Annotated in this window: 19 protein-coding genes; 5 read left to right on the forward strand and 14 right to left on the reverse strand. The window is 72.2% G+C overall.

The annotated features are described in order from the left end of the window. Window positions 1-12: 12 nt before the first annotated feature. Window positions 13-939: a proline dehydrogenase family protein gene (locus IE096_RS11140; protein ID WP_189451756.1), complete on the reverse strand. Its 927-nt coding sequence runs from the start codon at window positions 937-939 to the stop codon at window positions 13-15. Window positions 940-1118: 179 nt separating this feature from the next. On the opposite strand from IE096_RS11140, the gene IE096_RS11145 reads away from it, so the two are divergent. Then, window positions 1119-2369 (forward strand): PucR family transcriptional regulator, encoded by a 1251-nt coding sequence (locus tag IE096_RS11145; RefSeq protein ID WP_189451219.1) that lies wholly within the window; start codon window positions 1119-1121, stop codon window positions 2367-2369. Here the strand turns inward: IE096_RS11145 and IE096_RS11150 are convergent. From IE096_RS11150 to IE096_RS11160, 3 genes are all read right to left on the reverse strand, one after another. Beyond that, complete coding sequence (locus IE096_RS11150; RefSeq protein WP_189451221.1) at window positions 2366-2557, reverse strand: ferredoxin; 192 nt, start codon at window positions 2555-2557, stop codon at window positions 2366-2368. The two genes, IE096_RS11145 and IE096_RS11150, sit on opposite strands and share 4 nt — an antisense overlap. A gap of 43 nt (window positions 2558-2600) precedes the next feature. After that, a complete protein-coding gene (locus IE096_RS11155; RefSeq protein ID WP_189451222.1) occupies window positions 2601-3818 on the reverse strand; it encodes a cytochrome P450 in 1218 nt (405 codons plus the stop codon). A gap of 101 nt (window positions 3819-3919) precedes the next feature. Continuing rightward, window positions 3920-4510 carry a TetR/AcrR family transcriptional regulator gene (locus IE096_RS11160; RefSeq protein WP_189451224.1) on the reverse strand — a complete coding sequence of 197 codons (591 nt, stop codon included), beginning with the start codon at window positions 4508-4510 and terminating at the stop codon, window positions 3920-3922. 96 nt (window positions 4511-4606) lie between these two features. Here IE096_RS11160 and IE096_RS11165 point away from each other — a divergent pair, with 96 nt between their 5' ends. Continuing rightward, window positions 4607-6145, forward strand: coding sequence for an MFS transporter (locus IE096_RS11165; protein WP_189451226.1), 1539 nt, complete (start codon window positions 4607-4609; stop codon window positions 6143-6145). Between the two features lie 2 nt (window positions 6146-6147). On the opposite strand, the gene IE096_RS11170 is transcribed toward IE096_RS11165, so the two are convergent. The 7 genes from IE096_RS11170 to IE096_RS11200 all read right to left on the reverse strand — a co-directional run bounded on the left by IE096_RS11170 (window position 6148) and on the right by IE096_RS11200 (window position 16981). Continuing rightward, window positions 6148-6972: a GntR family transcriptional regulator gene (locus tag IE096_RS11170; protein ID WP_189451227.1), complete on the reverse strand. Its 825-nt coding sequence runs from the start codon at window positions 6970-6972 to the stop codon at window positions 6148-6150. A gap of 166 nt (window positions 6973-7138) precedes the next feature. Beyond that, complete coding sequence (serA, locus tag IE096_RS11175; RefSeq protein WP_189451229.1) at window positions 7139-8746, reverse strand: phosphoglycerate dehydrogenase; 1608 nt, start codon at window positions 8744-8746, stop codon at window positions 7139-7141. A 261-nt stretch (window positions 8747-9007) separates the two neighbouring features. Next, window positions 9008-10009, reverse strand: coding sequence for a ketol-acid reductoisomerase (ilvC, locus tag IE096_RS11180; RefSeq protein WP_189451231.1), 1002 nt, complete (start codon window positions 10007-10009; stop codon window positions 9008-9010). Between the two features lie 90 nt (window positions 10010-10099). Then, the gene (gene ilvN, locus IE096_RS11185) at window positions 10100-10624 is read right to left on the reverse strand and encodes an acetolactate synthase small subunit (RefSeq protein ID WP_189451234.1); all 525 of its coding nucleotides are present in this window, start codon (window positions 10622-10624) and stop codon (window positions 10100-10102) included. 100 nt (window positions 10625-10724) lie between these two features. Continuing rightward, window positions 10725-12608, reverse strand: a complete 1884-nt coding sequence (locus tag IE096_RS11190) for an acetolactate synthase large subunit (protein ID WP_189451236.1) — start codon at window positions 12606-12608, stop codon at window positions 10725-10727. 216 nt (window positions 12609-12824) lie between these two features. Then, window positions 12825-15746, reverse strand: a complete 2922-nt coding sequence (locus IE096_RS11195; protein WP_189451238.1) for a putative bifunctional diguanylate cyclase/phosphodiesterase — start codon at window positions 15744-15746, stop codon at window positions 12825-12827. A 272-nt stretch (window positions 15747-16018) separates the two neighbouring features. Beyond that, the gene (locus tag IE096_RS11200; RefSeq protein WP_189451240.1) at window positions 16019-16981 is read right to left on the reverse strand and encodes a 2-hydroxyacid dehydrogenase; all 963 of its coding nucleotides are present in this window, start codon (window positions 16979-16981) and stop codon (window positions 16019-16021) included. Between the two features lie 73 nt (window positions 16982-17054). On the opposite strand from IE096_RS11200, the gene IE096_RS11205 reads away from it, so the two are divergent. From IE096_RS11205 to IE096_RS11215, 3 genes are all read left to right on the forward strand, one after another. Next, entirely contained in the window at window positions 17055-18065 is a 1011-nt protein-coding gene (locus IE096_RS11205; protein WP_189451242.1) for an aldo/keto reductase, read from the forward strand. A 105-nt stretch (window positions 18066-18170) separates the two neighbouring features. Next, a complete protein-coding gene (locus IE096_RS11210) occupies window positions 18171-19325 on the forward strand; it encodes a PQQ-dependent sugar dehydrogenase (protein ID WP_229820109.1) in 1155 nt (384 codons plus the stop codon). Window positions 19326-19356: 31 nt separating this feature from the next. Beyond that, window positions 19357-19521 (forward strand): DUF6191 domain-containing protein, encoded by a 165-nt coding sequence (locus IE096_RS11215; protein ID WP_189451244.1) that lies wholly within the window; start codon window positions 19357-19359, stop codon window positions 19519-19521. 351 nt (window positions 19522-19872) lie between these two features. Here IE096_RS11215 and IE096_RS11220 read toward each other — a convergent pair whose 3' ends face one another. The 3 genes from IE096_RS11220 to gatB form a co-directional block, all read right to left on the reverse strand. Then, the gene (locus tag IE096_RS11220; RefSeq protein ID WP_189451246.1) at window positions 19873-22170 is read right to left on the reverse strand and encodes an MMPL family transporter; all 2298 of its coding nucleotides are present in this window, start codon (window positions 22168-22170) and stop codon (window positions 19873-19875) included. Between the two features lie 220 nt (window positions 22171-22390). Then, a complete protein-coding gene (locus IE096_RS11225) occupies window positions 22391-22996 on the reverse strand; it encodes an AMIN-like domain-containing (lipo)protein (protein WP_373298112.1) in 606 nt (201 codons plus the stop codon). A gap of 205 nt (window positions 22997-23201) precedes the next feature. Next, window positions 23202-24710, reverse strand: a complete 1509-nt coding sequence (gatB, locus tag IE096_RS11230) for an Asp-tRNA(Asn)/Glu-tRNA(Gln) amidotransferase subunit GatB (protein ID WP_189451248.1) — start codon at window positions 24708-24710, stop codon at window positions 23202-23204.

The following is a 24710-nucleotide window of genomic DNA, read 5'->3' on the forward strand; positions in this document are numbered from 1 at the left end:
GTGTCGGGGGGCTCAGCCCTTGGTGAGGATCGAGCGGGCGAAGAACAGCAGGTTGGCCGGCTTCTCGGCGAGGCGGCGCATGAAGTAGCCGTACCAGTCGGTGCCGTACGCGGTGTAGACGCGCATGCGGTGGCCCTCGGCCGCCAGCCGGATGTGCTCTTCACTGCGGATGCCGTAGAGCATCTGGAATTCGTACTCGTCCGGATTGCGACCTGCCTGCCTGGCCAGCTCCTGCGTGATGGCGATCAGACGGGGGTCGTGCGAACCGATCATCGGGTAGCCCGAGCCCGCCATGAGGATCTTGACGATCCGCACGAACGCCTTGTCGATCTCGGCCTTGTCCTGGTACGCGACGGAGGCGGGCTCCTTGTACGCACCCTTCACGATACGCACCCGGCTGCCGGCCGCGGCGAGCCGGCGGGCGTCGTCCTCGGTGCGGAAGAGGTAGGCCTGGATGACGCACCCGGTCTTCGGGAAGTCCTTCCGCAGCTCCTCGTGGATGGCGAACATGGAGTCCAGCGTCGTGTGGTCCTCGGCGTCCAGGGTGACCGTGGTGCCTATGGCGTCGGCGGCCTCGACGACCGGGCGGACGTTGGCGAGGGCCAGCTCGTGGCCGCCCTCCAGGGCCTGGCCGAACATGGAGAGCTTGACCGACATCTCGGCCTTCTCGCCGAGGCCGAGCTCCTTGAGCCGGTCGATCAGCTCCAGATAGGCGTCGCGCGCCGCGTACGACTGCTCGACGGTGGTGATGTCCTCGCCCACCACGTCGAGGGTGACCTCGAGGCCCTTCGCCGCCGCGTCCTCCACGATCGGGATGACCTGGCCGACGGTCTCGCCGGCGATGAAGCGGTCGACGACCTGCTTGGTGCCCGGGGCGGCCGAGACGAAACGGCGCATCTTGTCGCTGCGGGACGCGGCGAGGATCACGGGACCCAGCATGGGCACCTCCACGATGAAGGCCGTCCCCACCTGGGGAGACGGCATAAGTGACTCATCGTGAAACGTAGAGTTCACGCCATCTCGCTGCCATCGACACCTGTCACGCATTCGTGGCCGGGATCTCAGACAGATGTATGACAATGATGGCCGACGAATACCCGAAAGGAGCGGGCCGCGGCATGCGTGGCGAGTATCAGCACCTCGTGGACGAGATCTCCGCGGCGCTCGGCGTCCCCGCGACGCTCGAGGACCGCGACTTCGGCCTGATCGCCTTCGGCGCCCACGGCGGGGACGACGACGCCGACCTGATGATGGACCCGGTGCGCACCCGCTCGATCCTCCAGCGCCGCTCCACGGCGGCGGTCCGGGCCTGGTTCGAGGCGTTCGGCATCGCCCGGGCGCAGGCGCCGCTGCGCATCCCGCCGGACCCGGCGGCGGGGGTGTTCACCGGCCGCATCTGCCTGCCGGTGCGCCACGGCGGGGTGGTGCACGGCTACGTCTGGCTGCTGGACGACGAGCACCTGGCGGGCCTGGACCTGGGCGTCCCGTTCGCCGACCCCCGGCTCGCCCAGGCGGTGGAGACGACCCACCGGATCGGCGCCCTGCTCGCGGCGGAGGCCCGGGCGGGCGCGGAGCTGGGCGAGCTGCTGCGGGACCTGCTGACCGCCCGGCCGGCGGCGGTGGAGGCGGCGCGCGGCGCGCTGCGGGAGGCCCTGGGCCCGGCGGCGGACGGGCCGCTGGCGCTCGTGGCGGTCGCCCCCTGGCAGACGGGTGACGGCGAAACGAGCCCGGAGGGTTCGGGCTCGGCGCTGGCGGAACGGTCCGGGGTGGCCGCGATGTGCGCGGTGCCGGGCGCGCTGCCCGACGGCTCGGCGGCCCTCGCGGCCCTGGTCCGGCTGCGGGCCGGCTCCGCGCCGGCCCCCGCCCGGGCCGTCGCCGACCGGCTGCTGCGCTCGCCGCGCGCCGGCCGGCCCGCGCCGGACGGCGCGCCCGCCGGCGCCCCGCCCGGGCTCGCGGCGGCCGGTCTGGGCACGCCCCGGCGGGGGCTGGCGGAGCTGCCGGAAGCCTGGTCGGAGGCGCTGTCGGCGGCGCGTGCGGCCGGGGCGGAGCGGCGGCTGGGCCCGGTGGCGGAGTGGTCCGGCATCGGCCCGTACCGGGTGCTGACGGGGCTCGCCCCGGAGCGCGCGGCGGACCCGGCGGTGCTGCCGCTGCTGGAGGGCGCGCACACCGAGCTGGCCCGCACCGCCGAGGTCTACCTCGACTGCGCGGGCCAGGCGGGGCGCGCGGCGGCGGCCCTGGGCATCCACCGGCAGACGCTCTACTACCGGCTGGGCCGGGTGGAGCAGCTGACGGGCCTCGACCTGGACGACGGCGAGGACCGGCTGCTGCTCCACATGACGCTCAAGGCGGCCCGGCTGCGGCGCGGCTAGTCCCCGGTCGCGATGGCCTGTACGGGACACCCCCGGGCGGCCTCCTTGACGAGCGGGTCGCCCGCGCCGTCCTCCTTACCGGGCCGGACGAGGCCGAAGCCGTCGTCGTCCTGGTCGAAGACACTGGGCGCGGTCAGGGCGCACATGCCCGAGCCGATGCAGACGCCCGAATCGATGCTGACACGCATGGCGGTGCTCCGTTCTTCGGTGGGATGCCGACAGTAGGACCGGTCACCAGGTGACCGGAAGGGCGAAGAGCCCCTGGAGGGTGCCCGCGGGCTTCACGGGCACCTCGTCCGGAGCAACGGCCAGCCGCAGCGTCGGGATACGGGCGAAGAGGCGGGTGAGGGCGATCTCCAGTTCGGCGCGGGCCAGGTTCTGGCCGAGGCACTGGTGGACGCCGAACCCGAAGGCGACGTGGTGGCGGGCCGAGCGCCGGACGTCGAGGGTGTCGGGGTCGGGGTAGACGGCGGGGTCGCGGTTGACGACCGAGGCGGGGAAGAGGAGGCCGTCGCCGGCGCGGATGGTCACGCCGTGGCACTCGATGTCCTCCAGGGCGACGCGCGGCAGCCCGTCGGCGATCGACAGCAGGCGCAGCAGCTCCTCGACGGCGCCGGCCATCAGAGCGGGTTCGGCGCGCAACGCGGCGAGCTGGTCGGGGTGTTCGAGCAGGGTGTAGGCGCCGAGGGAGATCATGTTGGACGTGGTCTCGTGCCCGGCGACGAGCAGGAGCAGGGCGATCATGACGAGTTCGTCGCGGTCCATCCGGCCGTCGGCGAGGGGCCCGGCGACGAGCTCGTCGAGCAGCCCGTCCCCGGAGCCGCCGGCCGTCGCGAGCCGCCGCTCCTTCTCCTCGATGAGGCCGTGGAAATACCCCATGAACTTGTCACGGGCGGCCCGCGCCTCCTCCGGCCCCTGCGCGCCGATCAGTTCGCGGGAGGTGCCCTCGAAGAAGTCGTGGTCGGCGTAGGGCACACCGAGCAGGTAGCAGATGGCCATCGACGGTACGGGCAGGGCGTACGCGGAGACGAGGTCGGCGCCCGGCCCCGCGGCGAGCATCGCGTCCAGGAGGCCGTCCACGGTCCGCTGGATCCAGGGGCGCATCGCGGCGATGCGCTTGAGGCCGAACGCGGGGATCAGCATGCGGCGCTGGCGGGCGTGGCGCGGGTCGTCGACGCCGATGAGGGGGAGCTCGCGCTCCCCCTGGGCCTCGGCGCGCGGCACGATCGCGGGGAAGGAAGGATTCTGCCGATCGGAGGAGATCCTCGGGTCGGTCAGCAGGGCCCGGGCCTCGGCGTGGCCGGTGACGGCCCACACCTCACGGCCGTCGTAGAGCCGCACCCGGGCCAGGGGGCCGCGGGCCGCCAGCTCCGGGTAGGCGGCCGGCGGGCGGTACGGACAGGTACGGGCCTGCGGAAAGGCGGTGGCGGGGGAATCGGTCACGGACATGGGGCGACCTCCCGGACGGGAACTAGTATCCTCGGGCAACCAGTACACCGGATACCTCCGGTTACGTCCAGTACGCCCCGTCAACTCGCCCCCGCGCAACGCTATTTCGGCGTCAGCACCGTGCCCGCGACCACGCGGCCCATGCCCTCGACGACGTCCCGGCCCGAGGGCACCTGCCGGGGGTCGATCAGCCACAGCACCCACAGCCCGGTGAAGAGGGAGTAGTACACGTGGCCACTGGTCCGCGTGGCGTCCTCGGGGACCTCTGTGTCGTCGACGCCCTCGAACACCGCGACCAGCCCCTCGCGCCCGTACGGCAGCATCTCGGCGAACCGCTTCTTCAGTTCGGGGTGGTTGCCCAACTGGCCCATCACCTCCAGCTGCGCCGACCAGAACCGCTCGTCCTCCGGGAAGTTGGCGACGATGCCGTCGATGACGGCGGCGAGCCGCTCCTCGCGCGAGGCGGCGGCCCCCACGGCGCCGGCCAGCGTGTCGGTGATCCTCTCCCCCCAGTCCTCGGTGAGCTTCAGGAAGCCCTCCATCATCAGCGCGTCCTTGGACCCGTAGTGATAGCCGATCGAGGCGAGGTTGGCGCCGGAGGCCGCCACGATGTCGCGCGCGGTCGTGCGCACCCAGCCCTTCTCCAGCAGGCAGCGCTTGGCGCCTTCGAGCAGATCTTCGCGATGTCCCATGCGAAAACCCTAACCCGCCCCCATACGCCCGTCCCAGACGCACGTCTTAAACAAGCGTCATAGACAAGCGTTTAAGACACCCGTATAGTCGCTGCCATGACGAACAGCACCCGTGCCGGGCGCCGGGAGTGGACGGCTTTTGTCGTACTCCTGCTGCCCCTCCTCCTGGTCTCGATGGACGTCTCCGTCCTCTTCTTCGCCGTGCCGGCCATCACCGAGGACCTGGCCGCGACCAGCACCCAGCAGTTGTGGATCTTCGACAGCTACGCCTTCGCCCTGGCCGGGCTGCTGATCACGATGGGGTCGCTCGGCGACCGGATCGGCCGCCGCAAGCTCCTGCTGCTGGGCGCCACCGCCTTCGGCGCCGCCTCGGTCGCGGCCGCCTACGCGCAGAACGCCGAGATGCTCATCGCGGCACGCTTCGTCCTCGGCATAGGCGGCGCGACGCTGATGCCCAGCACCATGGGGCTGGTGCGCAACATGTTCCAGGACGACGCGCAGCGCACCAAGGCCGTCGGCATCTGGTCCGGCGCCATGGCCGGTGGCATCGCGCTGGGTTCGGTGCTCGGCGGGGTCATGCTGGAACACTTCTGGTGGGGTTCGGTCTTCCTGATCAACGTGCCCGCGATGCTTCTGCTGCTCGTCTTCGCGCCGCTGCTGGTACCCGAGTTCAAGGACCCCCGGCCGGGCCGCTTCGACCTGCCGAGCGTGGTGCTGTCGATGGGCGCGATCCTCCCGGTCGTCTACGGCGTCAAGCGCATGGCGGCAGACGGCTTCAACACCACACTCCTGCTCTACGTCCTCGCCGGCCTGGTGCTGGGCGCGGCCTTCGTCCTCCGCCAGCGCGGCACACGGGACGCCATGATCAGCCGTGAGCTGTTCCGCCGGCGCGCCTTCGGAGCGGGCATCGCTCTCAACACCCTCGCGATGTTCGGCATGATGGGCGCCAACTACTTCACCACGCAGTACCTCCAGTCGGTGCTGGGCAAGGGCCCGCTGGAGGCGGCGCTGTGGGGCACGCTGCCGTCGCTCGCCGTGGGCGTCGCCGGCCCGATGGCCACCGTCGTGGCCCAGAGGACGAACAGGGCCTACGTCATCACGGCGGGCTTCCTCATAGCGGCCACGGGCTTCGCGATCCTCATGAGCACGGGCACCGACTCACTCGTCGTCACCCTGGTGGCCTGCGCCGTCATAGCCTGCGGCATCGTCACCGTGATGGCCCTGGTCTCCGACATGGCGCTCGGCGCCGCCCCGGCGGAGAAGGCCGGTTCGGCCGCGTCCCTGGTGGAGGCGGGCCAGGAGTTCGGCGGCGCCCTGGGCATGGCCGCCTTCGGAAGCGTCGGCATGGCCGTCTACCGCCACGACGTCACCCGCGACGCCCCCGCCGGGCTGCCGCACGGCGCGCTGGAGTCGGCGCGCGAGACCCTGGTGGGCGCCGTCTCGACGGCCGCCGCGCTGCCCGGCCGGACGGGCGGGGCGCTGGCGGCGGCGGCCCGCGACGCGTTCGTCCACGGGATGCACGTCGCCGCCATCGGCGCCACGGCCGTCCTGGTGCTGGGCGCGGCCGTCGCGGTGGCCGCCCTGCGGAACCGCGACGCGGACCGCCCGGAGCCGGCGGTCACCGTCGGCCAGTGACCTCAACGGCGTCCCTCACCAGGGGGGCGCCGCTCCGGCACGCGCGGGGCCAGCCCGTCGAGCAGCCGGGCCAGCCCGAACTCGAGCATCGCGTCGGGCTCCAGCCCGAGGCGCTCGTCGACGGGATCCTCCAGATCGACCGCGATGCCACGCACGAAGGCGGCGAGCGTGACGGCCGTGCCGAGCCCGCACTCGACGGCCGGGGCGACGGTCCACTCCAGCAGGCGCATCGCGTTCGGGGACAGCGACAGCCTCATGGTGGACACCGACTTCGCCAGCCAGGGGTGACGGCGGTAGAGCGCCCACTGCGCGCGGGCCGACGCCTCCAGCCGCGCCCTCCGGCCGTCCGGCCCGCGAGCCGGCAGCCGGACCTCGCCGAAGACGGCGTCCACCACCAGCGCGAGCAGCTCGTCCTTGGCGGTGACGTGACGGTACAACACCACGGTGGAGACGCCGAGTTCAGCGGCGACGGCGCGCATGGAGAGGGCGCCCGAGCCGCCGGAGTCGGCCAGGGCGATCGCCGTGCGGACGATTCGCTCGCGGGTGAGCGCCGGGGCACGCTCGCGGCGGCGGGCCCGGCGGGGCGGGCCGGCCCTCACGACGGCACCCGGCGCGTCGCTGCCGACGATGGTGCCGACGCCCGGCACGGCCCGTACGAGGCCCTCTTGCCGTAACACGGCGAGGGCCTTGGTGGCGGTGGCCAGGGCCACTCCCCACTCCTCGGTGATGCCGCGGGTGGAGGGCACCCGCTGGCCCGCGCGGAGTTCGCCGGAGGCGATTCGGGCGCGGAGCTCGGACGCGATGCGGAGGTATGGGGGCAGGCCCATGGGCCGAGGTTAGCTTTCCGCTCACCGCCGTGGGGCTACGCCCGCGCCTTCGGCGCGGGTTCTACCCCACCCACCCGCCCGATTACCCGGCACGGATTGCCCGGGTAGGGGGGCGCGGGTAAGGGGGCGCGGGCAGGGGGCCGCCCCACCCCGCCCCCGACCCACGTCAGGCCGTCAGGTCGACCGCACGCGCCGACGTCGCCCCGATCTCCTGCGCGATCTCCGCGAGCACAGCCGCCGGCACCGACTCGTCGACCGTGAGGGCGACCAGCGCCTCCCCGCCCTCCGTCGCCCGCGACACCTGCATCCCCGCGATGTTGATCCTCGCCTCACCGAGGATCCGCCCCAGCGTGCCCACCACACCCGGCCGGTCCCCGTACCGCAGGAACGCCATGTGGTCGGCGAGCGTCAGGTCCACATCGTGATCGCCCACGGCCACGATCTTCTGCAGGTTCTTCGGCCCGGCCAGCGTCCCGGAGATCGACACCTCGCCGCCCCCGGAGAGCGTGCCGCGCACGGTGACCACGTTCCGGTGGTCCGGCGACTCCGACCCGGTGGTCAGCCGCACCTCGACCCCGCGCTCCTGCGCGAACAGCGGCGCGTTGACGTACGAGACGGTCTCGTCGACGACGTCCTCGAACACGCCCTTGAGCGCGGACAGTTCGAGCACCTTCACGTCGTGCTGGGTGAGCTCCCCGTACACCTCGACGTCCAGCCGCACGGCGACCTCGCCCGCCAGCGCGGTGAAGATCCGGCCGAGCTTCTCGGCCAGCGGCAGCGCCGGCTTGACGTCCTCGGCGATGACACCGCCCTGCACGTTCACGGCGTCCGGCACCAGCTCACCGGCCAGCGCCAGCCGCACGGACTTGGCGACGGCGATACCGGCCTTCTCCTGCGCCTCGCCCGTGGAGGCGCCCAGGTGCGGCGTGGCCACGACGTTGTCGAACTCGAAGAGCGGCGAGTCGGTGCACGGCTCGGACGCGTACACGTCCAGGCCCGCGCCCGCGACGCGCCCCTCCTTCAGCGCGGCGGCGAGCGCCGCCTCGTCCACGATGCCGCCGCGCGCGGCGTTGACGATCCGCACCGACGGCTTGACCTTGCGCAGCGCCTCGTCACCGATGAGCCCCAGCGTCTCGGGCGTCTTGGGGAGGTGGACGGTGATGAAGTCGGAGACCTTGAGCAGCTCGTCCAGCGTCAGCAGCTTGACGCCCATCTGGGCGGCGCGCGCGGGCTGGACGTACGGGTCGTAGGCGACGACCTTCATGCCGAAGGCGGACATCCGCTGGGCGACGAGCACACCGATACGGCCCAGGCCCACCACGCCCAGCGTCTTCTCGGAGAGCTCGACGCCGGTGTACTTGGAGCGCTTCCATTCGCCGTTCTTCAGCGCGGCGTTGGCCTGCGGGATGTTGCGGGCGGTGGCGATGAGCAGACCGCAGGCGAGCTCGGCGGCGGTGACGATGTTGGAGGTCGGCGCGTTGACGACCATCACACCGGCCTTGGTGGCGGCGGAGACGTCGACGTTGTCCAGGCCGACGCCGGCGCGCGCGATGACCCGCAGCCGCTTCGCCGCGGCGATGGCCTCGGCGTCGAGCCGGGTGGCGGAGCGCACCAGGACCGCGTCCACGTCGGCGAGCGCGGGCAGCAGCTGCGCGCGGTCGGCGCCGTCGCAGTGCCGGATCTCGAAGTCCGGCCCGAGGGCGTCGACGGTGGCGGGAGAGAGCTCTTCGGCGATGAGTACGACGGGCTTGCGTGCCGGGGTACGAGTGCTCACGTGGTCTCAGTCCTCACTAGTCCTTCGCGGACGGCCGTCCCGACGGCCGAAGGCGGTGAAGGGGGCAGCCGCGTGGAAGACGCACGACACTGTGAGCCTGACGCGTTTGTGCTCCGCAGTGTATCGGTGGCGAGGGCCCCGGCCTGCTCCGTTGCGTAAACGTCACCCCCGCCGCCTGTACGCGGCGTACAACACGGCGATGGCGCCGGGACCGGAATGTCCGGCCCCGGCGCCACAAGGACGACTCCGGACTGCTTCGGACTACTCCTTGTCGTCCATCCAGCTCATCAGCTTGCGCAGCTTCTTGCCGGTGGTCTCCAGGAGGTGGTCCTGGTCGGCCTTCTTGTACTCGTTGTACTTGGGCAGACCGGCCTGGTACTCCTTCATCCAGTTGTCGGCGAAGGTGCCGTCCTGGATCTCGGCGAGGACCTTCTTCATCTCGGCCTTGGTGCCGTCGTTGACGATGCGCGGGCCGGTGACGTAGTCGCCCCACTCGGCGGTCTCGGAGACCGACCAGCGCATCTTCTCCAGGCCGCCCTCGTACATGAGGTCGACGATGAGCTTGAGCTCGTGGAGGCACTCGAAGTAGGCGATCTCCGGCTGGTAACCCGCCTCGACGAGGGTCTCGAAGCCGGCCTTCACCAGCGCGGAGGCACCGCCGCACAGCACGGCCTGCTCGCCGAAGAGGTCGGTCTCGGTCTCCTCGGTGAAGGTCGTCTTGATGACGCCGGCGCGGGTGCCGCCGATGGCCTTGGCGTAGGAGAGCGCCAGCGCGAAGGCGTTGCCGGAGGCGTCCTGCTCGACGGCGGCGATGCAGGGCACGCCGCGCCCCTCCTCGTACTGACGGCGCACCAGGTGGCCGGGGCCCTTGGGGGCGACCATGCAGACGTCGACGCCGGCCGGGGGCTTGATGAAGCCGAAGCGGATGTTGAAGCCGTGGCCGAAGAAGAGGGCGTCGCCGTCCTTGAGGTTGTCCTTGACGGACTCCTCGTAGACCTTGGCCTGGATCGGGTCCGGGACCAGGATCATGATGACGTCGGCCTCGGCGGCCGCCTCGGCGGGGGTGACGACGCGCAGGCCCTGCTCCTCGGCCTTGGCCTTGGACTTCGAGCCCTCGTGCAGGCCCACGCGGACGTCGACGCCCGAGTCGCGCAGGGACAGCGCGTGGGCGTGGCCCTGGCTGCCGTAGCCGAGGACCGCGACCTTACGGCCCTGGATGATGGACAGGTCGGCGTCGTTGTCGTAGAAGAGCTCGGCGGCCACGTGGGTTATCTCCTTGATTCCGGTGTTCCGGTGGTGCGTCCCACCGTATGACGGGCGGACGGGAAAGGGGGTCGGGGGTGGGGGAAGTCGTCAGGCGGAGCGGTCGAGCGCGCGGAGGCTGCGGTCCGTGATGGACCGGGCGCCACGTCCTATCGCGATGGTCCCGGACTGGACGAGTTCCTTGATGCCGAAGGGCTCCAGCATCTTGAGCATCGCGCCGAGCTTGTCGCTGCCGCCGGTGGCCTCGATGGTGACGGCCTCCGGGGAGACGTCGACGGTCTTGGCGCGGAACAGCTGGACGATCTCGACGATCTGGGAGCGGGTCTCGTTGTCGGCGCGGACCTTCACCAGGACGAGCTCGCGCTGAATGGCGGCGCTGTCCTCCAGCTCCACGATCTTCAGCACGTTGACGAGCTTGTTGAGCTGCTTGGTGACCTGCTCCAGGGGCAGCGACTCGACGTTGACGACGATCGTGATGCGGGAGATGTCGGGGTGCTCGGTCACCCCGACGGCGAGGGAGTCGATGTTGAAGCCGCGGCGGGAGAACAGCGCGGCGACTCTGGCGAGGATGCCGGGAGTGTTCTCCACCAGGACGGAGAGCGTGTGCTTGGTCATGGGGTCGGCCTCGTGAGCCTCTCGTCTCGTGAGTCGGTGAGGGTCGTACGTCGGGCGGTGGGGCGTCATCGGTCGTTCGTCATCGATCGGTCGTCGCCGGTCAGTCGTCGTCGATGCCGTCGAAGTCGGGGCGGACGCCGCGCGCGGCGAGGATCTCGTCGTTGGAGGTCCCGGCGGCGACCATCGGCCAGACCATGGCGTCCTGGTGGACGATGAAGTCGACCACGACCGGCCGGTCGTTGATGGCGTTGGCCTCGGCGATGACCTTGTCCAGGTCGGCGGGGTCCTCACAGCGCAGGCCCACGCAGCCCATGGCCTCGGCGAGCTTGACGAAGTCCGGCACCCGGGTCCCGGCGCACGGCTCCGTGCCGGCGCCCTCGGCGGAGCCGCCGTCGGTCACGGCGGGGCCGGTGTGGAGCACGGTGTTGGAGTAGCGCTGGTTGTAGAAGAGGGTCTGCCACTGGCGGACCATGCCCAGCGCGCCGTTGTTGATGATGGCGACCTTGATGGGGATGTTGTTGAGCGCGCAGGTGACCAGCTCCTGGTTGGTCATCTGGAAGCAGCCGTCCCCGTCGACGGCCCAGACCGTGCGGTCCGGGGCGCCGGCCTTGGCGCCCATCGCAGCGGGCACCGCGTAGCCCATCGTGCCCGCGCCGCCGGAGTTGAGCCAGGTGCGGGGCTGTTCGTAGCGGATGAAGTGGGCGGCCCACATCTGGTGCTGGCCGACGCCGGCCGTGAAGATGGTGTCCGCCGGGGCGAGTTCGCCGATGCGCTGGATGACCTGCTGCGGGGCGAGGCTGCCGTCGGCGGGCTGCTCGTAGCCCAGCGGGTAGGTGGCGCGCCAGCGGTCGAGGTCGGTCCACCAGTCGGCGTAGTCGCAGGCGTGGCCCTCGGCCTGCTCCGCCTGGACGGCGACGATCAGATCGGCGAGCACCTCGCGGGCGTCGCCCACGATGGGCACGTCCGCGGTGCGGTTCTTGCCGATCTCGGCCGGGTCGATGTCGGCGTGGACGATCTTCGCGTACGGCGCGAAGGAATCCAGCTTGCCGGTCACCCGGTCGTCGAAGCGGGCGCCGAGCGCGACGATCAGGTCCGCCTTCTGGAGCGCGGTGACGGCGGCGACCGAGCCGTGCATGCCGGGCATGCCCAGGTGCTGCGGGTGGCTGTCGGGGAAGGCGCCCAGCGCCATCAGCGTCGTGGTCACCGGGGCGCCGGTGAGCTCGGCGAAGACCTTCAGCTCGCCGGTGGCCCGGGCCTTGAGGACGCCGCCGCCGACGTAGAGGACCGGGCGCCGCGCTTGGGTGATCAGCTTGGCGGCCTCGCGGATCTGCTTGGCGTGCGGCTTGGTGACGGGCCGGTAGCCGGGCAGGTCGGTGTGGGGCGGCCAGGAGAAGACCGTCCGGGCCTGGAGGGCGTCCTTGGCGATGTCGACGAGCACCGGTCCCGGGCGGCCGGTCGAGGCGACGTGGAACGCCTCCGCGATGGTCCGGGGGATCTCGGCCGGGTCGGTCACCAGCCAGTTGTGCTTGGTGATCGGCATCGTGATGCCGCAGATGTCCGCCTCCTGGAAGGCGTCCGTGCCGATGGACTTCGAGGCGACCTGGCCGGTGATGGCCACCAGCGGCACCGAGTCCATGTGGGCGTCGGCGATCGGGGTGACGAGGTTGGTGGCCCCCGGACCCGACGTCGCCATGCACACCCCGACCTTGCCGGTGGCCTGGGCGTAGCCCGTCGCGGCGTGGCCGGCGCCCTGCTCGTGGCGGACGAGGACGTGGCGGACCTTCGAGGAGTCCATCATCGGGTCGTACGCCGGCAGGATCGCGCCGCCCGGGATGCCGAAGACGATCTCGGCCCCCACCTCCTCCAGCGAGCGGATGAGGGACTGCGCGCCCGTGACGTGCTCGACGGTGGCGGGCTGCTGTGCCGCGCCGCTGCGGGGCCGCGGCTGCGGATGATGGTGGGCCCCGTTGGCCTGCTCTGTCATCGACATTCTCTTCTCGAAGGCTTCGGTTCGACGGTTTCGACGGATGACTGGGTGATGCGGAAAACAAAAAACCCCTCGTGCCGTGAGGCAAGCGAGGGGAGCGCGCCGGGGTGGTCAGCAGGGCCTCATGGGCGGCCTGCTTCAGCCGACGCGCTGTCCAAGTACGAGAATTCGGGTGCGCATGGGATCGACCCTCCCTCTGGTGCACCAGGGGTGTCAAGTGGGTGGGACGGGCGTCTCATTATTTGAGCGCAATGGAGCATGGGCGAGGGCTCCCGCGCCGCCCGCCACTCCGGAGCGTACGGGCAGGGCGCCCCCGACGAGCACCTGGTTCCCGCCGTCCGTGGGATCACCCGGAAGGGTGGCGGCCAGGGCGTCGGGGATGAGGCCCGGCAGGGGGTAGGGGGCCCGGTCGAGGGCGTGGCGCAGCCGGTGCTCGTCGAGCGCGCCCGCGAAGGCCATGCCCTGGCCGTGGGTGCAGCCCATGGCGCGCAGGACGCGGGCCTGCTCCAGATCGTCCACGCCGTCGGCGACGGACTCCATGCCGAGGTCGCAGGCGATGCGCAGCAGCCCGGCGGTGATCTTGTGGAGGCGGGCGGATTCGGCCACTCCGTCGACGAGGCCGCGGTCGAGCTTGAGGACGTCGATGGGGAGGCGGCGCAGCGCGCTCATGGCGGCGTAGCCGGTGCCGAAGCCGTCGAGGGCGATGCGGACGCCGAAGCGGCGCAGGGAGACCAGCCGGTGCTCCAGCTCGTCGAGGGGCAGGCGGGGATCGCTGCCGGAGAGCTCCAGGACCAGTGATCCGGAGGGCAGTCCGTGGCGGAGGATGAGGGCCTCGACGCTCTTGGGGGGCAGCGACTTGTCCAGCAGCCGGGCGGCGGACATCCGGACGTGCACGGGGACGGTGTAGCCCGCGAGGCGGCGGCGGCCGGCCTGCTCGGCGGCCCGCTCCAGCGTCCAGCGGCCGAGCTCGGCGGTGCGGGCGCTCTCGTCGACCCGGTCCATTTCGGCCACGCGGAGGAATTCGTCCGGGGTGAAGAGGATGCCCTGGGCGGAGCGCCAGCGGGCCTGGGCGCCGACCGCGGTGATCCGGCCGGTGGCCAGCTCGACGACCGGCTGGTGGAGGAGGGCGAACTCGCCGTCGTGGAGCGCGGTGCGCAGCCGGCTGGCGAGTTCGGTGCGGCGCACCACGTCGGCCTGCATCTGGGGGGCGTAGAGCTCCACGCGGCCCTTTCCGGCCTGCTTGGCGCGGTACATGGCGAGGTCGGCGTTGCGCATGAGGGTGCCGGGGGTGATGTCGGGCTCGGCGAAGGCGACGCCGATGCTGGCGGCGACGCGGACCTCGGTGCCGCCCTCGACGAGGTAGGGCTGGGAGAGGGTGAGCCGCAGCCGGTCGGCGACCTCCAGGATGCGGTACTCGCGGGCGGCGGGGTCGCGGGTGCCGTCGCCGATGATGAGGGCCGCGAACTCGTCGCCGCCGAAGCGGGCGGTGGAGTCCCCGGCGCGCACGGAGTCCTGGAGCCGGCGGGCGGCCTGGATCAGCAGTTCGTCGCCCGCCTGGTGGCCGACGGTGTCGTTGACGGCCTTGAAGCCGTCGAGGTCGATGAAGAGCACGGCCGTGCCGGCGTCGGTGACTCTCCGGCCGGCGAGCGCCTGCTGGACGCGCTTGGTGAACAGGGCGCGGTTGGGCAGGTCGGTGAGCGGGTCGTGCTCGGCGGTGTGCTGCAACTGGGCCTGGAGCCGGACCCGTTCGGTGACGTCGCGGCTGTTGAAGATCAGGCCGCCGTGGTGGCGGTTGACGGTGGACTCGACGTTGAGCCAGTCGCCGCTGCCGGAGCGGAAGCGGCACTCGATGCGGGTGGTGGGCTCCTCGGCGGGCGGCGCGGCCAGGAAGCGGCGCACCTCGTGGACGACGCGGCCCAGGTCCTCGGGGTGGATGAGCGAGGCGAGCTCGGAGCCGACGAGCTCCTCCGCGTCGCGCCCGTAGACACCGGCGGCGGCGGGGCTGACGTAGCGCAGTATTCCGGTGGGCGCGGCGATCATGATGACGTCGCTGGAGCCCTGCACCAGGGAGCGGAAGTGGTTCTCCTTCTGGGCGAGTTCCTGGGTGAGGGAGATGTTGTCGAGCAGCATGATGCCCTGGCGCACGACGAGGGCCAGGACGACCGTGCAGCCGGTGAAGAGCACGACGCGGTCGACGTGGTGGCCGTCGAGGACGTTGTAGAGGATGCCCAGGGTGCAGACGGCGGCCGCGAGGTACGGGGTGAGGGCGGCGAGGGAGCCGGCGATGGGCCGCCCGGCGGGCGGGGCCGGCTGACGGCCGGGCCGGGCCGCGCTCTCGCGCTCCTCGCGGGCGACCCAGGGCGCGTAGGCCATCAGCATGTAGCCCGCGAACCAGCCGGCGTCGAGGATCTGCCCGGAGCGGTAGTTGGCCTGGAGCAGCGGCGAGGTGAACAGCGCGTCGCACAGGACGGTCAGGGCGAGGGCCGCGATGGCGGTGTTGATGGCGGAGCGGTTGGCCGAGGAGCGCTTGAAGTGCAGCGCCAGCACCATGGACACCAGGACGATGTCCAGCAGCGGGTAGGCGAGCGAGAGCGCGGCGTGGGCGACGGTCTCGCCCGCGAAGTGCGCGGTGTGGGCGAGGGCCAGGCTCCAGGAGAGGGTGAGCAGCGAGCCGCCGATCAGCCAGGAGTCCAGCGCGAGGCAGACCCAGCCGGCCCGGGTGACCGGGCGGCGGGCGAGCACCAGCAGGCCGATGATGGCGGGCGGCGCGAAGAGCAGGAAGCAGAAGTCGGCCGGGGACGGGCTCGGCACGTGCCGGCCGAGCACGACCTCGTACCAGCCCCAGACGAAGTTGCCGAAGCCCGCCATGGCGGACGAGGCGGCGAACAGCAGCCAGGCGGGGCGGAAGCGCGTACTGCGGGTCCGCCCGTACCAGACGCAGGAGGTCGCGGCGAGGCCGGCGGCGCCGCTCAGGCCGAAGTCGCCCATGGTGGCGGCGAGCTCGGGCGAGCCCCAGCCGAGGGCCGCGCCCGTCGCGTAGCCCCCGCAGACGATGGCGAGGACGAGCTGCGGGAGCACGCCCGGCCCCCCGGCGGGGGCGGGCCGGCGCGGGAGCGCCGCTCCGGGGGCGCTCACCGCTCCGCCGCCCTCAGCGGACCGAACGGAAGCTGTGATCGGTGGCCCCGTCGCGTCGGGTAGATCGTCCATTGGCCGTCCATCGCCCGTCGCCCCCCTCGAGTTCCGGTCCTTCGCCGCCCCCGTGCCGTGCCTGGAGCGGCCCCCGTCGGGACGATACACCAGAGTCGTCACTCAGGGACATAGCTCATATACATAGCGTAACCAGCCGCCGGATTACGGATACGCAGCGCATCCAAACGCTGTCTCTGAGTGGTTCCGGTCCGTGACGACTACGCCGTGGCTACGACATTCCGCAGAGGCTCGTCCAGTGCGAATCTGGCCAGTTGATCGCGCAAGAGGGCCTTGGCGCGGGGCAGATAGGCCGAAGAAGGCCCACCCACATGGGGGGTGATCAGCACTCCGGGCGCCTTCCAGAGCGGGTGCCCGGCGGGCAGCGGCTCGGGGTCGGTGACGTCCAGGGCGGCGGTCAGCCGGCCGCTCTCCAGCTCGGCCAGGAGCGCCCCGGTGTCCACCACGCCGCCCCGGGCGACGTTCACCAGGAGCGCGCCGTCCTTCATCCGGGCCAGGAACCCGGCGTCGGCCAGCTTGACGGTCTCCGGAGTGAGGGGCGTCGAGAGGATCACCACATCGGCGTCGGGCAGCAGCTCCGGCAGGTCCGCCACCGGGTGGACCGGACCGCGTGCTGTGACACGCGCGGAGCGCGCGACGCGTACGACCCGCGCGCACTCAAAGGCCGCGAGCCGGTCCTCGATGGCGGCGCCGATCGAGCCGTAGCCGACGACGAGCACCGATCTGTCGGCGAGCGCCGGGCGCAGTTCCGGCCGCCACTCCCCCGCGTCCTGCGCCCGGACGAAGCCGGGCACGCCCCGGAGCGCGGCGAGCGTCAGGGTCAGGGCCAGCTCGGCGGTGCTCGCGTCGTGCAGCCCGCGGGCGTTGCACAACCGTGTGCCGGACGGCAGCGACGGCACCTCCGGAAGCAGCTCCTCCACCCCGGCGGTGAGCGCCTGGACGACCCGCAGCCCGCTCATCCGCGACAGCGGCCGGGTCGCCACGGCGGCGCCCTTCATGTAGGGAACGCAGTAGAAGGCGCAACGGGCGGGGTCGCCGGGGAAGTCGGGGCCGCCGTCCCAGTGGGCGTAGTCCAGGCCCCGCGGCAGGTCGTCGATCTCCTCCGGGGGGATCGGCAGCCAGGCCAGGGGGCGTGCGGCGGAACCGCTGTGATCTGCACTCATGTCTGGAGGCTATGCGAAGGGGCCCCGACACCAGAGGTTAGTTTGGGGGCGAGGAACGGGAGGGGAACCGCGGGTGGAGCGCAGGACAATCGGTGCGACGGCGCTCGAGGTGGGCGCGATCGGCCTGGGGTGCATGCCGATGCACTGGGCGTACACCGCGTCCCAGCAGAGCGGGGAGGGCGCGCTGCGCACGGTCCACGCGGCCCTGGACGCCGGGGCCAGCCTTCTGGACACGGCCGACATGTACGGGCCGTTCACCAATGAGCTGCTGGTGGGGCGGGTGCTGCGGGAGCGGCGCGCGGAGGCGTTCGTATCGACCAAGTGCGGGCTGCTGGTGGGCGATCAGCACGTCGTCGCCAACGGCCGTCCGGGCTATGTGAGGCGGGCGTGCGACGCCTCGCTGCGCCGGCTCCAGACCGATGTCATCGACCTCTACCAGCTCCACCGCCCGGACCCCGAGGTGCCGGTCGAGGAGACGTGGGGCGCGATGGCCGAGCTGGTCTCGGCGGGCAAGGTGCGGGCGCTGGGCTGGTGCGCCATCGACGCGCGGGCCCGGCGCAGGTTCGGTTCCTCGGCCGGGGCGCGGACGGGGATGTACGACGCGACGATCGCCCAGCTGGAGCGGGTGCAGCAGGTCTTCCCGGTCAGCTGCGTCCAGGCGGAGCTGTCGGTCTGGTCGCGGGAGGCGCTGGACCGGCTGGTGCCGTGGCTGTCCTCGCGGGGGGTGGGGATGCTGGCGGCGATGCCCCTGGGGAATGGTTTCCTCAGTGGCACGCTCACTCCCGGCCAGGGCTTCGAGCCGGAGGACCTGCGGGCCCGTCACCCGCGCTTCACGGCGGAGATGATGGCCGCGAACCAGCCGATAGTCGCGGGCCTGCGGCGGGTCGCGGAGCGGCACGACGCCACGGCGGCGCAGGTGGCCCTGGCCTGGGTGCTGGCGCAGAGCCGGCACGTGGTGCCGGTGCCGGGCACGAAGAAGGCCGCGTGGGCGGTGGAGAACGCGGCGGCCGCCGGACTGCGGCTGAGCGCCGAGGACTTGGCGGAGATCACGGCACTGCCCCAGGCGATGGGGTCCTGGTACTGACGGGGTGTACCGAGGAGGCCGGGTGAATCAAGGATCGGGGTGTATCAAGGAGGAGTGTCCCACTCACCCGAGAGGAACCCTTTCACCCGAGAGGAACCTTTTGCCGTGCACTTGTCCACCGGGCACCTCCCCCGCCGCGCCGCCGTCACGGCGGCGCTGGCGCTCTCCTCGCTGCTGATCGCCACGGGCTGCTCGGGCGATTCGTCGTCCGGCTCGTCCTCCGGCCCGGGCGGGGGCACCGCGCCCGCCGCGTCCGCCCCGCCCGCCGAGGGCTCCGCCGAGGTCGTCCGCACGGTCGCCGGCAAGCTGGACTCGCCGTGGGGCGTGGCCCCGCTGCCGGACGGCGATCTGCTGGTCGGCTCGCGGAACACCGGCCGGATCACGCGGGTCGCCGCGAAGGACGGCCGGCAGACCCCGCTCGGCACCGTGCCCGGCGTCGCGGCGGCGGGCGAGGGCGGGCTGCTGGGCCTGGCCCTCTCCCCCGGCTACGCCTCCGACCATCTGCTCTACGCCTACTTCACCACCGATTCGGACAATCGCGTCGCCCGGCTGCTGGTCGACGAGAAACGGCCGGAGGGGCAGCGGCTCGGCGCGCCCGACACCATCCTGCGCGGCATCCCCAGGGGCCAGATCCACAACGGCGGCCGGATCGCGTTCGGCCCCGACGGGATGCTCTTCGCCGGCACGGGCGAGGCCGGGCAGCGGGACCCGGCCCAGGACAAGGGCTCGCTCGGCGGCAAGATCCTGCGGATGACGCCCGACGGCCGCCCGGCCCCCGGCAACCCCTTCCCGGACTCGCTCGTCTACAGCTACGGCCACCGCAATGTGCAGGGTCTGGCCTGGGACGCGGACAAACGGCTGTGGGCCTCGGAGTTCGGCCAGGACACCTGGGACGAGCTCAATCTCGTCGAGCCGGGCCGGAACTACGGCTGGCCCGTGGTCGAGGGCAAGGCCCACAGGGCGGGCCTGACGGACCCGGTGGAGCAGTGGCGGCCCGCCGACGCCTCCCCCAGCGGGCTCGCCTACGCGGCGGGCTCCCTCTGGATGGCCGGGCTGCGCGGCGAGCGCCTGTGGCGGATCCCGCTCCGCGGCGCCGGGCCCGCCGCCACCCCCAAGGCATTCCTCAAGGGGAACTACGGGCGCCTCCGCACTGTTGTTCCTACGGGCGACGGCGGGCTGTGGCTGACGACGAGCAACACCGACGGACGGGGCCGGCCGACCGCCGACGACGACCGGCTGCTGCGGCTGAAGGTGACCTGACGGTCGCCGGAGGGCCGACGGAGGGACCGACATGTTCAACGTCTTCGAGGAACTGTTCAACCCCGGGCGCGCCCGCACCGAGGAGGAACGCAACCGGCTGGAGCTCACCCGCGACGACGTCGGCGACGGGGACCCGGGCGCGGGCCCGATAGACCTCGACTCCGGCGTCGTGATCGTCCGCCCCCGCCGGGGCTGAGGCTCCGGGGCGGCCCGGTCCGCGCGTCGCCACCGGGCGGTTTCGACGGCGCCCGAAGGGGCGTGCGCCGCTCCCCCGCGCTCCCCACCATCGAAGGCGTCGGAGCACTTCCGGGAGACATTCGGGGAGAGACCCATGCGCAGATCCCTCGCGGCGGCACTCGTGGGCGCCGCCCTCGCCGGCACGGTCGCGCTCGCGCCGGCGGCGTCCGCGACACCGGCGGGCCGCGATGCCCCACCCCTCCGCTGCCCCGCCGGCGAGGTCGGGATCTACGGCCCGTCCACGGCCCTCTGCCTCCACTCCTTCGGCGTGCACCGATGGGCGGATGGCTTCAAGACGGTGGAAATCGACTCAGGCCCCGACGAGGTCTTCGCCTACACGGCGTTCGGCGGGCCGCCCATCCACATCGGGAAGGGCCAGAGCGTCGCCTTCGACCCGCCCATCGATCTCCTGTACGTGGTGATCACGCGCTGACCCCTCGCGCGGCCCCGCGAAGGCGGGCACCGCATCCTCCGGCGGCTCGATGCTGATGCGCGGCAGGGCGCGCTCCAGCCAGGCCGGCAGCCACCAGTTGGCGCCGCCCAGCATGTGCATCAGGGCCGGGACCAGCAGCGTCCGCAGGACGAAGGCGTCCAGGGCCACCGCGGCGGCCAGGCCCACGCCGAACATGGCGATCACCCGGTCGCCGCTCAGCACGAAGGCCAGGAACACCGAAATCATGATCACGGCCGCCGAGTTGATCACCCGGCTGGTCTCCGCCAGACCCACGCGGACGGCCCGGCGGTTGTCCCGGGTGGCCAGCCACTCCTCGTACATCCGGCTGACCAGGAACACCTGGTAGTCCATCGACAGCCCGAACAGCACCGAGACCATGACCACCGGCAGGAACGGCTCGATCGGGCCCGCGCCGCCGAGGCCCAGCGGCTCGCTGCCCCAGCCCCACTGGAAGACGGCGACGATCAGGCCGAAGGAGGAGGCGACGGCCGCGATGTTCATCGCCGCGGCCTTCAGCGGTATGCCGATGCTGCGGAAGGCCAGCAGGAGCAGCAGACAGCCCAGCCCCACCACGGTGCCCACGAACACCGGCAGCTTGCCGAGGATGACCGCGGCGAAGTCGTCGTACGCGGCGGTCACGCCGCCCACGCGGACGTCGAGGCCGGTGCCCCCGGTGGCCTTGGGCAGCACGGTCGTCCGGAGCCGGTCGACGAGGTCGCTGGTGGCGCGGGACTGCGGGGACGTCGTGGGCACGACGGTGATGACGCCCGTGTCGCCGCTGCCGCTGAGGGCCGAGGGGGTCACGGAGGCGACGCCGGGGGTGTGACGGAGGGTGTCCGGCAGCTTGTTGAAGGCGAGGCTGTCGGCGGCGCTGCCGAGGGGGGCGACGAGCGTCAGCGGGCCGTTGACGCCGGGGCCGAAGCCGCGGCCCAGCATGTCGTAGGCCTGGCGGGTGGTGGAGCCCGCCGGGTTGTTGCCCTGGTCGGAGGTGCCGAGGTGGAGGGAGAGCGTCGGCAGGGCCAGGATCAGCATCACGGCGGCGGCCGCCGCGCCCAGCAGCTTCGGGTGGCGCTCGACGCAGGCCGACCAGCGGGCGGCCAGCCCCGAGGGGGGCTCCTCCCGGGGACCCTCGTGGGCGAGGCGGCGGCGCTCGCGGCGGCCGAGGGCCCGGGGTCCTATCAGCCCCAGCAGGGCGGGGAGCAGGGTGACGGAGGCGGCGACGGTGAGGACGACGGTCAGCGAGGCGGCGATGGCCACGCCGTTGAGGAAGCCCAGGCGGAGGATGAGCATGCCCAGCAGCGCCACGCAGACGGTGCCGCCTGCGAAGACGACGGCGCGCCCGGTCGTGGCGACCGCCCGCTCCGCCGCGACGGCCACGGGCAGTCCCTGCCGCAGCCCCTTGCGGTGGCGGGTGACGATGAACAGGGCGTAGTCGATGCCGACGCCGAGGCCGATGAGCGTGCCCAGCATGGGCGCGAAATCGGCCACCTTCATCAGGTGGCCCAGCAGCACCGTGCCCATGGCGGCGGTGCCCACGCCCACCAGGGCCGTCGCTATGGGCAGCAGGCTCGCGGCGAGCGAGCCGAAGACGACGAAGAGCACCACGGCCGCGACCGCCACGCCGATGATCTCGCTGAGGTGGCCGCTCGCGGTCTCGGTTCCGGCGACGCCGCTGCCGCCGACGGCCACCCGGAGGTTGTTCCCGGCGGCCGCGCGCGCGGTCTCCACGACCCGCTTCACCTGGGCCTTGTCCGGCTCTCCGCCCTTGGCGACGAAGGTCACCGGGGCATAGGCGGTGTGCCGGTCCTGGCTGATCCGGGCGGCTCCGCCGCTGCCGTAGGGGCTCTCCACGGCGGCCACTCCGGGCAGCCGGGCGATCTCGTGGAGCGTCCTGGTCATCCGCTGCTGGACGTCGTCCGCGCGGACGGTGCCCCGGTCGGTGTGCCAGACGATCTTGTCGTCGCCGCTCTCGCCGGGGAACGCCTTCTCCAGCAGCGCGGTCGCGCGGGAGGACTCCGTGCCGGGGACGCCGTAGTCGTTGGAGTACGCGGAGCCGCTCAGCGTCGCCGCGGCGGTGGTCCCGGCGAGGGCGACGAGCCACAGCACGATGACGGTGAAGCGGCGGCGGAGACACCACCGGGCAAGTGAGGCCATGACCTGCTTCCCGGGTATCGCGACGATCTCGCCGGGGAGACGACCCGTGCATGTCGACCGCTGAACAGAGGGGGGATCCGAACAGAGGCCCCGTCCGAGGGGCCTCCGGCGGACCACTGTGACAGCAGGAAAAGATCCTTTGTCTCTTTTGTGGGCTATACCACAAGCGGTCCGGGATTATGCGCGTCTACGCCCGGGCCGGTGAATCCGGCCGACCGGGTCAGCGGAAGCCGCGCCAGCTGTGCGCGACGTCCACGACCAGGTGGTTTCCGCTCTGGAAGACCCGGAACGGCAGCCGTTCGCGCACCCCGACGGCGATCTGGGTGTCACCCTCGAAGCTGGCGCCGAAGCGGGTGTCCTGGAAGGTGCGGTAGCCGCCGAGGTCCACCTCGGGCAGCGGCTGCCCGGCCTTTCCGTCGTACGTCCGCTGCATGGTGGCGGGGTCGTAGCTCGGCGCGGCGACCCGGACCTCCAGGATCGCGCCGCCGCGCACGGGGATGACATCACCCGAGCCGTCCTGCTGGAACTGGTCGACATAGCGGACGTGGAAGCCGATCGGGCGGCCGGTCCCGGGCCCGAGGAGGTCGAAGACGATGCGGTCGTAGCAGTCGTGACGACCGGTTCTGATGTCCCGCAGCGGCTTGTGCCAGGCGACGGCGCTGTCCTTCGGCAGGCTCCCCCAGTCCACGGCCGCGCAGCCGGCCGCGGGCGGGGTGGCGGCCTTGCCCGCCCCGGCCGCCACGGCCGTCCCGCCCGGCGTCACCGCCATCGTCATACCCGCTCCCACCAGCGCGAACGCGACCAGTCCCGTGCGCAACCGTCCCATGGAGGACCCCCAGCCTTCGAGTGCGGGCACGCCGACCGGCCCGCTGACGGGGATCATGCCGGACCGTTTCGTCCGATGAGGGGCGTACGGGCGAATTCCGGCCAACGGGGGCCGATCGCCGGTAGCGGACACGACGACGGCCGCCCCTCCGGGGAGGGACGGCCGTCGTGACGCGTTGACGCGGAGGGGAGAGCTTTTTGAGGACTCAGCCCTCGACGCCGAGCTTCTCCAGGATCAGTTCCCGGACGCGGGCCGCGTCCGCCTGGCCGCGCGTGGCCTTCATGACCGCGCCGACGAGCGCGCCCGCCGCCGCGACCTTGCCCGAGCGGATCTTGTCCGCGATGCCGGCGTTGGCCGCGATGGCCTCGTCCACGGCGGTGCCCAGCGCGCCCTCGTCGGAGACGATCTTCAGACCGCGCTTCTCGACGATCTCGTCGGGCTCGCCCTCGTCGTTGACGACGTGCTTGATGACCTCACGGCCCAGCTTGTCGTTGAGCGAGCCCTCGGCGATCAGCGCCGCGATCCGGGCGACCTGGACCGGCGTGATCGGCAGCAGGCCGAGGCCGATGCCCTCCTCGTTGGCGATGCGCGACAGCTCGCCCATCCACCACTTGCGGGCCGACGCGGCGTCCGCACCCGCCTCGATGGTGGCGACGATCAGGTCGACCGCGCCGGCGTTGAGGATCGACTGCATGTCGTGCTCGGAGACGCCCCACTCCTCGCGCAGCCGGTTGCGGCGCACGCGCGGCAGCTCGGGCAGGCCCTTGCGCAGCTCCTCGACCCACTCACGGGCGGGAGCGACGGGGACCAGGTCCGGCTCGGGGAAGTAGCGGTAGTCCTCCGCCTCCTCCTTGACGCGGCCGGACGTCGTGGAGCCGTCCTCCTCGTGGAAGTGACGGGTCTCCTGGATGATCGTGCCGCCGGAGGAGAGCACGGCCGCGTGGCGCATGATCTCGAAGCGCGCGGCGCGCTCGACGGAACGCAGCGAGTTGACGTTCTTCGTCTCGGAGCGCGTGCCGAACTTCCCGGCGCCCTTGGGCATCAGCGAGAGGTTGACGTCGCAGCGCATCTGGCCCATCTCCATGCGGGCCTCGGAGACGCCGAGCGCCTTGATGAGCTCGCGCAGCTCGGCGACGTACGCCTTGGCGACCTCGGGGGCGCGCTCGCCCGCACCGGTGATCGGCTTGGTGACGATCTCGATGAGGGGGATGCCGGCGCGGTTGTAGTCCAGCAGGGAGTGCTGCGCGCCGTGGATACGGCCGGTGGCACCGCCCACGTGGGTGGACTTGCCCGTGTCCTCCTCCATGTGGGCGCGCTCGATCTCCACGCGGAAGACCTCGCCGTCCTCCAGCTGGACGTCCAGATAGCCGTTGAAGGCGATCGGCTCGTCGTACTGGGAGGTCTGGAAGTTCTTCGGCATGTCCGGATAGAAGTAGTTCTTCCGGGCGAAGCGGCACCACTCGGCGATCTCGCAGTTCAGCGCGAGACCGATCTTGACGGCCGACTCGACGGCGATGCCGTTGACGACCGGGAGGGAGCCGGGCAGGCCGAGGCAGGTGGGGCACGTCTGCGAGTTGGGCTCGGCGCCCAGCTCGGTGGCGCACCCGCAGAACATCTTGGTCTTGGTGCCGAGCTCGACGTGCACCTCGAGACCCATGACGGGCTCGTAGGTGGCAAGCGCCTCGTCGTACGACACCAGTTCAGTGACGGTCAC

This window comes from Streptomyces abikoensis (genome assembly GCF_014648775.1).
Lineage (GTDB): Bacteria > Actinomycetota > Actinomycetes > Streptomycetales > Streptomycetaceae > Streptomyces > Streptomyces abikoensis.